This window comes from Pedobacter sp. HMWF019 (assembly GCF_003061025.1).
Taxonomy (GTDB): Bacteria; Bacteroidota; Bacteroidia; order Sphingobacteriales; family Sphingobacteriaceae; genus Pedobacter.
In genome coordinates, this window is the sequence record NZ_QAIL01000162.1 from 1 (window position 1) to 10058 (window position 10058).

General features: G+C 44.1%; 8 protein-coding genes. 5 read left to right on the plus strand and 3 right to left on the minus strand.

The window, feature by feature from the left end; all coding sequences use genetic code 11:
• From DBR11_RS10545 to DBR11_RS10560, 4 genes are all read left to right on the plus strand, one after another.
• On the plus strand, positions 1–493 hold a 493-nt coding region (locus DBR11_RS10545), incomplete at its 5' end, for a TetR/AcrR family transcriptional regulator (RefSeq protein WP_108552375.1).
• An 88-nt stretch (positions 494–581) separates the two neighbouring features.
• The gene (locus DBR11_RS10550) at positions 582–1694 is read left to right on the plus strand and encodes an efflux RND transporter periplasmic adaptor subunit (protein ID WP_108552377.1); all 1113 of its coding nucleotides are present in this window, start codon (positions 582–584) and stop codon (positions 1692–1694) included.
• Positions 1695–1824: 130 nt separating this feature from the next.
• Positions 1825–5028, plus strand: a complete 3204-nt coding sequence (locus DBR11_RS10555; protein WP_108552379.1) for an efflux RND transporter permease subunit — start codon at positions 1825–1827, stop codon at positions 5026–5028.
• A 21-nt stretch (positions 5029–5049) separates the two neighbouring features.
• Positions 5050–6477: an efflux transporter outer membrane subunit gene (locus tag DBR11_RS10560; RefSeq protein ID WP_108552381.1), complete on the plus strand. Its 1428-nt coding sequence runs from the start codon at positions 5050–5052 to the stop codon at positions 6475–6477.
• A gap of 189 nt (positions 6478–6666) precedes the next feature.
• Here the strand turns inward: DBR11_RS10560 and DBR11_RS10570 are convergent, their stop codons facing one another.
• From DBR11_RS10570 to DBR11_RS10580, 3 genes are all read right to left on the minus strand, one after another.
• Positions 6667–7824, minus strand: a complete 1158-nt coding sequence (locus DBR11_RS10570) for a hypothetical protein (protein ID WP_108552383.1) — start codon at positions 7822–7824, stop codon at positions 6667–6669.
• A gap of 21 nt (positions 7825–7845) precedes the next feature.
• The gene (locus tag DBR11_RS10575) at positions 7846–8484 is read right to left on the minus strand and encodes a DUF6266 family protein (protein ID WP_108552385.1); all 639 of its coding nucleotides are present in this window, start codon (positions 8482–8484) and stop codon (positions 7846–7848) included.
• A gap of 309 nt (positions 8485–8793) precedes the next feature.
• Complete coding sequence (locus tag DBR11_RS10580) at positions 8794–9114, minus strand: hypothetical protein (RefSeq protein ID WP_108552387.1); 321 nt, start codon at positions 9112–9114, stop codon at positions 8794–8796.
• A 300-nt stretch (positions 9115–9414) separates the two neighbouring features.
• On the opposite strand from DBR11_RS10580, the gene DBR11_RS10585 reads away from it, so the two are divergent.
• The coding region (locus tag DBR11_RS10585) for an aminoglycoside 6-adenylyltransferase (RefSeq protein ID WP_108552389.1) at positions 9415–10058 on the plus strand (644 nt) is incomplete at its 3' end.

Below are 10058 nucleotides of genomic sequence, written 5' to 3' on the forward strand. Positions count from 1 at the left end.
GCGCCGGATAGCCGAAGATATAGATTACACTGCACCTATTATATATGAATACTTTAATGGTAAAGATGCGCTGGTAGCCGAATTGTCGGCCAGCGGCTTCCGCAAACTTGCTGCTGCTATCGGCAAAGCAAAAAATGACCATACCGCCCCGGTTAAACAACTGGAAGCCATGTGGCTTACCTACTGGAACTTTGCTTTTGCTGAAAAAGAGCTTTACCAGGCCATGTTTGGTGTGGAAGTAAGCTGTAGCGCCATGAAAGAAGGCTTCGCCAAAGCAGAACAAATACCTGGATTATTTAAGGAGGTGATCCGTGAGTTGATAGGCGATACCAATGCGACTGAAGACATCATCAACACTAAATATTTTACGCTTTGGTCGGTAGTACACGGTTTGATCTCCATCAACCTGATCAATAAAGGAAAATCAGAAGAGATCAACCAGATGGTACTGCACGAAGCCATTAACAATATCATCGCCTCCATTATTCATTAATTTTTTTGAATAACGCTTAACAGTGATAGACCATTTAACCCGATTAACAAACAAGAAAATAAAAACAAATCATTTAAAAAATAAGATCATGAAAACAATAACATCCATCCTCACCATTTTAACAGTAGCTCTTTTGGCTGCCTGTTCGCCGGCCGAACAACCGGCAGCGAATAATGTCGTTTCCTTACCGGTAGCTACCGTAAGTGCTTCAAACGCGGAAACGATTAACGAATATCCAACAACCATCGAAGGTTCAGCTGAAGTAGAGATCCGGCCGCAGGTAAGTGGCATATTGGAAAAGATCTTTGTTGACGAAGGCGCTTATGTGGCAGCCGGTCAGCCATTATTTAAGATCAATGACCGGGTTTATAAAGAACAATATAATAATGCTAGCGCCGAATTACTGGCAGCCAAAGCAGCTGCGGCAAATGCGCAATTAGAAGTGAATAAATTGCAACCGCTGGTACAAAACAAAGTGGTATCTGAACTCCAGCTACAAACCGCACAATCCAATTACAACATGACTGAGGCTAAAGTAAAACAGGCCCAGGCTTTGGTAGCTGATGCACAGATCAATATTGGTTATACGCTGATCAAAGCACCCGCTGCGGGTTATATCGGCCTGTTAAATAAAAAAGCAGGGAGCCTGGTTTCGCTGAGCGACCTAAAAGAACTGACCACGCTGGCTAATATCAAAGAGGTTCGTGCTTACTTCTCCCTAAGTGAACAGGAGTTTGCTGATCTGAAAAATGACTTGCCCGGTAATTCCATCGAGGAAAAGTTGAAAAGAGCAACAGGGGTATCGTTGACCTTAGCCGGAGGTGAGATTTATTCAGAACCCGGCCGCATAGATATGGTCAACGGCGGCTTTGATAAGAATAGCGGCGCCATTACCATCAGGGCCAGTTTTCCTAATACACATGGTTTGTTACGCTCGGGCAATACCGGCAAGATCAAACTGCGCTTCACGCAAAACAATGTGATCGCCGTTCCGCAAGCTGCAACCACCACCATACAGGATAAAGTATTTGTATTTGCACTGGGCGATAGCAGTAAAGTACATAAACAACTGATCACTGTAACGGGCCGCTCCGGCGACAACTTCCTGATCAGCGGCGGATTAAAAAGCGGCGACCGAATCGTCCTGGAAGGCATCGAAGGTTTACAGGATGGTGCTAAAGTAGCGCTGCTTAACAAATAATCAAATAACATAATAACCGATAGCGGGGGTGTTCCAAAAAAGTGTTTTGGAGGGCTTCCCGGGAGAGAACTGCCTAATAAGTGCAAAACCCTCCAAACTATTGACACAAACATTTTAAAAAATAGAAATCATGTTTAAGAAATTCATAGAAAGACCGGTACTGGCAACAGTTGTTTCCATTCTGCTGGTCATCCTGGGCCTGGTCGGTTTGACCAGCCTGCCCATACAGATGTTCCCGGACATCGCCCCGCCAACCGTACAGGTAAAGGCATTCTACCCCGGCGCTAATGCCGAGACTATTCTGCGGTCGGTGATCCCGCCATTGGAAGAAGCCATTAACGGCGTGGAAGACATGAGCTATATGAGTTCATCAGCCACTAATGACGGTTCCCTGCTGATCAGCGTTTACTTTAAGCTGGGCACTAATGCAGACCAGGCGGCAGTGAACGTGCAGAACCGAGTATCATCCGCCACCGGCCTTTTACCGCCGGAAGTAGTTCAGGCGGGCATTACCACAAAGAAAACCCAGAACGGCTTGATCATGGGAGTGAATATGTTTAGCATGGATGAAAAGGTATTTGATAAAACCTTCATCGCCAATTATGCAACCATTAATATCCTGCCCGAAATCCAGCGCATCCCCGGTGTAGGTGAAGCGCGTATCATTGGCGCCAGCAAAGATTACTCGATGCGGGTGTGGCTGAATCCCAGCCAGATGGCCGCTTACCATTTAGCGCCTGATGAAGTAGCTAAAGCCATCCAGAAACATAACCTCGAAGCAGCTCCCGGTCGCTTTGGCGAGAATAGCAAAGTATCCTTTGAATACGTGATTAAATATAAAGGCAAGAACAGCGAACCGCTGGCCTATGAAAATATGATCATCCGTACCAATACCGATGGCTCTTTGCTTCGCTTAAAAGATGTAGCTAAAGTGGAACTGGGTGCTTATACCTACGGCACTTTCAATACACTGAGCGGCGCTGATCCTAATTTTACAAATAAACCGGCTATCACTATCCAGATCTTACAATTACCCAATTCCAATGCCCGTGAGATCCAGGTGCAGGTAGAAAAACTGATGCTAAAATCGGCTAAGAATTTCCCTGCCGGTTTAAAACAGCAAACGATCTGGTATTCTAAAGATATGCTGGATCAATCTATCGAGCAGGTGGCCCATACTTTGGTTGAAGCCTTTATCCTCGTATTCCTGGTGGTATTTATCTTTCTACAGGATTTCCGTTCAACCTTGATCCCGGCGATTGCTGTCCCGGTCGCGCTCATCGGTACCTTCTTTTTCATGTCGGTATTTGGGTTCTCCATTAACCTGCTGACCTTGTTCGCGCTGGTATTGGCTATCGGTATCGTGGTGGATGATGCCATTGTGGTAGTCGAAGCGGTACACGCAAAAATGGAGCATAAAAAGATGGCGGCAAAACCCGCTACTCTGGCAGCCATGCACGAGATCACCCCGGCTATTATTTCTATTACGTTGGTCATGTCGGCCGTGTTCCTGCCGGTGGGTTTTATGAAAGGTTCGGCCGGTGTTTTCTACAAACAATTCGCCTTCACACTGGCTATCGCCATTTTTATTTCGGCGGTTAATGCATTAACATTAAGCCCTGCCTTGGCGGCCCTGTTTTTAAAGAATGTCCATCATAATAATGAACCTATTGAAAAGACCACATTCAAACAACGCTTCTTTGCCGGCTTTAATAAGGGCTTTGAAAACGTGACCAACAAATACATCAGTGGCCTGAAGTGGCTGATAGAGCACAAATGGGTAAGCTTATCCGGACTGGCTATAGTGGCTATCGTTTCAGGTATCCTGGTACATAATACCCGCACAGGATTTATCCCTTCCGAGGACCAGAACTTTGCCGCAGTATCCATCACCTTGCCGCCGGGATCATCCCAGGAACGGACCCAGCAGGTGGTTAAAGAGGTGAACGACCGTTTGCTACCGATGAAAGTCATGAAGAGCCTGACCCAGATCGCCGGCCTGAACATTTTTACCGGCGCGACCAGTCCATCATCGGCTGTAGCCTTTATGGTGCCGAAAAAAGACCGTGGCGAAATGAGCGATCTGAATGATATTATGAATGATATGCGAAAACGTTTGGCGGATATTAAAGGCGCTACTGTTATTGTGTTTACCCTGCCAACCGTACCTGGTTTTGGGAACGTAGACGGTCTGGATTTCGCCTTGCAGGATCGTACTGGCGGCAGACTGGATCAGTTCAGCGCCGTATCCAGTAAATTCTTATCTGCTTTAAATAAACGCAAAGAGATCGCGTTAGCCTATACCTCTTTCCGGGCGGATTATCCGCAACTGGAAATGGTGATCGATGAGCAGAAAGCAGCACAGCTGAATGTAGATGTAGATGAGGTGGTGAAAACCATGCAGACCTATTATGGCAGCCAGCAGGTATCAGACTTTAACCGATTCGGTAAATATTACCGGGTGATGCTGCAGGCTGCTAAAGGCGACCGGGCCAATCCCTCATCAATGGAAGGGGTATCCGTAAAAAGCACTACCAGCGAAATGGTTCCGATCAGTTCATTGGTAACGTTGAAACCCGTATTAGGCCCGGAAACCGTAACACGCTATAACCTGTACAATTCCATCCCGATGAATGCTAACCCAAAACCGGGCTACAGTACAGGTGATGCGATCCGTGCGGTAGAAGAAGTGGCTGCACAAACGTTGCCCGCAGGTTACTCGCATGAGTTCTCGGGTGTTACCCGTGAGGAGATCATATCAGGTGGCCAATCGTTATTTGTGTTCCTACTATCTTTAGTATTTGTTTACTTCCTCTTATCAGCTCAGTATAACAGCTATATTCTGCCATTGGCGGTGTTGCTGTCAATTCCAACAGGTGTAATCGGTGTATTTACGGCTATTGGCATTGCCGGTATCGAGAATAACATCTATGTACAGGTGGCCCTTATCATGCTCATCGGTCTGTTAGCTAAGAACGCCATCCTGATCGTAGAGTTTGCCGTGCAGCGCAGGCATGCGGGTGAAACCCTTATTACGGCTGCCATGGAAGCCGCTAAGGCGCGTCTGCGTCCGATCATCATGACCTCTATTGCCTTTGTAGCAGGTATTTTACCGATGATGCGCGCCACCGGCCCGTCTGCTGCGGGTAACCATTCTATCAGCGCTGGTGCTGCCGGGGGTATGATCAGTGGTGTATTATTAGGTGTATTTATTATACCTGTTTTATTCGTGGTGTTTCAATACCTGCATGAAAAGGTAACACCGCTACCACCGCTGGAAGATAAACATCAAGAGCATACTCCTGCGCCGCAATTAGCACATGAGCTTAATTAATCATCTTTAAAATTTCAGATAATGGAAACATATAAAAATATCATAGCAGCCGGCCGGGTATTCCTGGCGCTGCTAATCCTGGTCGCCACTGGTTGTGCCGTACCTAAAGATGCGGGGAACATTACCGCCACCAGCCCAACTGTTTTTCGTAACGATACGACCGAAACTAAAGAAAGCATAGCCGCTTTATCTTGGAAACGGTTTTTAACCAACCGGGAATTGGCCACACTGATCGATACGGCTTTAATTAAAAACAATGATCTCCAGGTGGCTGTCAAAAACATCGAAGCTGCTAATGAGCTATTCAAAAAAGCCAAAATGGGTTTAGTGCCTGTAGTCGGTATTTCAGTTAGCTCCAGCAACAGCATCCCTGCCGAAAATAGCCTGAACGGTTTAACTGCCGGTCAGTTCCTGGGGACTAGAAACCTGGACAATTATACCGGCGCTCTTAATGTTTCCTGGGAGGCGGATATCTGGGGCAAAGTAAAAAACCAGAAACGCGAGGCTTTAGCAGGCTATTTAAAAACACAGGAAGCACGTAAAGCTATCCAGACAACACTGATCGCTTCTATAGCTAACGGTTATTACAACTTGCTGATGCTGGACAAGCAAATGGAAATTGCTAAAAAGAATCTTGCACTGACCGACAGTACCCTGCACATCCTCAAATTGCAATACGAAGCCGCTCAAGTAACCTCATTAGCGGTACAGCAAGAAGAAGCACAACGGTTGGCAGCGGCACAGCTGATCCCCAAATTGGAGCAACAGCTTAATATCCAGGAAAATGCCATCAGTGTTTTAGTGGGCATAACACCACAGGCTATTACGCGTTCGGGTTCACTAAATGAATTAACAATATCTGCGCAGTTAAGTGCCGGGCTACCTTCCGAAATGTTAAGTCGTCGGCCGGATGTCAAAAGTAGTGAATTAGAATTGCAGGCCGCCAGCGCACGCATCGGTTTGGCACGGGCTAATATGTATCCGTCAGTGACCATTTCGGCTACGGGTGGTGTAAACGCTCTTAAAGCCAGTAACTGGTTCAATTTACCTGCTTCATTGTTCGGTACAGTAATGGGCAGTTTAACACAGCCCTTACTACAAAAAAGAGAACTGAGAACACAATATAATGTCGCTAAGGTCCATCGGGAACAAGCCGTATTGCAGTTTCGCCAGTCTGTGTTAGTGGCTTACCAAGAAGTGTCAGATGCCTTGGTCAGTATTGATAAACTAGATCAGCAACAAGCAATCGCCGTTGAGCGGGTTAATAAACTGCAAACCGCAACAAGTAATGCCGGGCTGTTATTTAAAAATGGCCGGGCCAATTATCTGGAAGTGATCACCGCACAAAGCAATGTACTGAACGGCGAACTGGAACTGGCAGCTATTAAAAAGGCACAGCTCGACGCAGTAATCTATCTGTATCGGTCACTGGGTGGTGGGTGGAATTAATTATTAAATACATAAGTGCGAAGCTGGGTGGCTGAGTGGTAAGGCGGAGGTCAGCAAAACCTTTTACGACGGTTCGAGCCCGTCCCTATGCTTCGTTCTTTTTTACCACCGTTACATATCTTCAATGGTTTGCTCATGATGGTTTCATCATATGGTATTTCCAAGGCTACAAGGACAGACACCAGGAATCTAGGCAATCTTCCCATCTAATATCTTCAACATGCGCATCAGCGCTGCTCTAACGGCATTAATGGTACTCTGCACCACCTGCTTGTATTTATTGTTCAAACTTTTCACCGATAGATGCCCGGCTCCGATTCCGGGTGTTTGCAAATGCCTTGAAATAAACTCCAGTAATTCGCTTCTGGATCCGGAAAGAATCACCCCAGCCTCTACCATTAAGCGGATGAGATAGGCCAGCCCATCCACAGATAGAGAAACTTTCATTCTGTAGGTGTTTACTTTACGCTCCAGCTGCCTATGATCTCCTGCAGAGAAGAAACTCATTTGTTTCCGCTGTAAAAATTTGAGTTCAGCTTTTACAAAATCGAGTAACATGGTTTTAATGCTCTCTTTTACCGGAATAAAGTTTGCACAACTCCGCTCCTGCTGTGCTTTAAGCTGCTTTTCATATAAGCACAAACGCTCGTATTTCTCTTGCTGGTCATACAAAAGGCTGAGTTCAGACTCAATTTTCCTGGAATAATACTTCCAAAACTCAGGATGGTTAAAACGATAATACAGCAGATGTTCTTTTAGCGCCTCTTCAAAAGTAATTTCCTCATACTGCAGCAGCAATACAGACTCGATCAGGTCTTTCAGATAAAGCAGTTCCTGGTAAGTACAGGCTTCCTGCCTTATAAAAGAAGTAGCGCAATGCAACAAGCCCTGCTGCAGTTCATTCTCTAGCCTATGCTTTTTAAATAAGGCTTTGAGCAACTTGATTTTCTGCGCAATGTCTTCCACAGAAATGCGGAAGTACCCATTGGGTAATTCCGCATTCAAATCAAAAAAACGGGAATGGTGTTTTTCAATATGCCTTAATATCTGCTCCAAACAGGAAAACACTTCCTGATACAGCCCTTCTTCAACCCCATGCACTGTATAGCCCTGCAGCACATTCATCATCTCTATACAATCCTTTTGAACCTGTTGTATATGCCGTTCTATCACCCGGTCATTTACTGCACTGAAAACCTCCAGCCGCATTTCTTCGAACAGTTGTTCTCTGATAACAGGCAATTGTTCCGTCCAGTAACTCCTGCATGCAGGAGTGATTTCCTTCAGACGATCAGGATTTAAAAACCCTGTAACCAGTGTTCTTAATGTAGAAATGTGAATGTGCATGGCAGAGCATTATTTGAGCGTTTAAGATTGGACCGTGCCTAAGTATTGGCTTTCAGAAATCAGTTCCCGGTTGAGCGAAACCATTCCTATATAGACGTGCAGGGTTTTACCCACCAGGTCATCTTTCAATGGAAATTTAAATTGACCATCAGAACGGCTAGCCCTGCCTACAAAACCATCTGTTACATGTGCTGAAGCTTCATAAATAACCAACATTACCTGATCATCATACCAGGCTTTATCAAATTGATGGTCCTCCCAGCTCACTTCTAAAACACCATTTTCAATATGACACTGCAGGATCCGGAGGCCCGGCAAATCTCCTGTGCTGATGACAACTTTGGAATAATCAATACCTAAATCCGGATAAACACCAGTTAATGCTGCCTTGAAGTTTCTGGAAAATGCCGCATTGATCTGGGTCATTTCCCTGGCCACGTTCATGAAACCAATCATGATATAATCATGAAAAGGAACCAGCCACAAATGCATAAATCTAAAAGTTTGTTCTGCAGCATGCTTAGCCGGAGATTTAGTTCCTTTCTTTTTAGTCTTAGACGGACGCGCCCTTACATAGGATTTCTCTTTCCAGGTGGCCCCTACTAACGGACCTAATTTTCCAATGATCGGGCCCATAATGCCCCTTGGTATTCTTGCCATTTTATTTGCTTTTAAGGTGAAAAAAAATTGAATGATTCAGACTTAGGGAAGATGCTAACAAGTGGCTACAACAAGCGGCTGAAAATCTAATACCCCAGCCGCACATCAAACGCACATGAAAGCAAAAATCCCGAACAAGGTGCGTTTCATATGCGTTTCACATACGCTTCATTTCGCCGTTTGTTATAGCGACACCCTAGGTCCATTCTGAACTCTTTATATATAAATATCATTATATATTTATGTATAGATACAAAAAAACCCGTAGAGAAAAGCTCTACGGGTCCATTCCAGAAATAAAAAAGAAAACTAGTTACCTTGCTTCCTGATTACGCCCGTCCCGTAAGCCACGTCATTATCAGATGCAAAATGCTGCGAATCAAAATAACTCTGTAATGTTGGATACACAGAACTGTCTATCACAACTTTGCATGGCACATCACCAGGTGTACCACAAGCCGGACCAGAACCACTGCCAGGTAACTGTGTCCAATTGGTCGCATTCCTCGCACCCGAAGAATCTCCCAGGTTGTACACATAAACCACCGAAGCAAACCTGCTTTTACTGGATCCTTCGCTTTTAAAAGTAAAAGCCGAACAAACACCCACCACTATGGCGAATGCGAGCATTGATTTTAGATGTTTCATCATCATTTTTAAATATTAGGTTTAATTAATTACACCTAATTTCAGAAAGGACAAGCAGCAAAAAATTAGGATATCCTAATTTTATTAAAAGAAATTGCCATTATCTAAATCGTCTTGAACCCCTATACCCGAGCAGTACTAAAAAACAGACTGTTCTTAGGTTCTTGCCAATTCCGTCGGCGTAATTGAGTTGAACTTGAAGGCAGAAGAGAAGAAATAAATGAAAATAGAATTAGATTTAAAAGATAAAAATGAAGGATCGTTATGGAAAATAAGCCATCAATAGAATTAAGAAAAGAAAAATTAGAAACTATTATTGATTGGGCCAAAGGCAATAAAGACATAAAAACAGTTTTGCTCACAAGTTCCCTTGTAAATCCTTTAGCACCCGTTGATGAATTCAGTGATTTAGATATTGAGCTTGTTTTTGACGATAATAGCAAATACATATCCAGCAATGACTGGGTAAATCATTTCGGAAATCCCATTGCAATGATTGAGGAAAATGAAAGCTATTTCGATGATAAGTACGCAATGAAAATGGTACTGTACGACGACTATGTAAAAGTGGACTTCAAACTGTATAGTATTCCGTGTTTTTTAGAAGAAGTAAATCAAAATGAATTATGTGAAGACTGGGACATTGGTTATAAAGTATTGATTGATAAAAACGGAATAACGAAAGAGATGAAAGAACCTACTCATCAGGTTTCCATTATTAAAAAACCTACAGAACAAAAATTCAAACAGGTTCTAAATGACTTTTGGTGGGACACAACCTATGTAGCAAAATGCCTGGCAAGAGATGAAATTTTCTATGCAAAATTCATGTCAGAAAACAATATTCGAACGGATTACCTAATTCCATTAATTGAATGGTACATTGCCAATCAGCATGATTGGAATATCACAACCAATAAATACGG

Excerpts from the sequence above, each read along its gene's own strand:
- DBR11_RS10555 (WP_108552379.1), top strand. The coding sequence starts at position 1,825 with ATGTTTAAGAAATTCATAGAAAGACCGGTACTGGCAACAGTTGTTTCC.
- DBR11_RS10580 (WP_108552387.1), bottom strand. The coding sequence starts at position 9,114 with ATGCTCGCATTCGCCATAGTGGTGGGTGTTTGTTCGGCTTTTACTTTT.
- DBR11_RS10550 (WP_108552377.1), top strand. The coding sequence starts at position 582 with ATGAAAACAATAACATCCATCCTCACCATTTTAACAGTAGCTCTTTTG.
- DBR11_RS10560 (WP_108552381.1), top strand. The coding sequence starts at position 5,050 with ATGGAAACATATAAAAATATCATAGCAGCCGGCCGGGTATTCCTGGCG.
- DBR11_RS10570 (WP_108552383.1), bottom strand. The coding sequence starts at position 7,824 with ATGCACATTCACATTTCTACATTAAGAACACTGGTTACAGGGTTTTTA.
- DBR11_RS10575 (WP_108552385.1), bottom strand. The coding sequence starts at position 8,484 with ATGGCAAGAATACCAAGGGGCATTATGGGCCCGATCATTGGAAAATTA.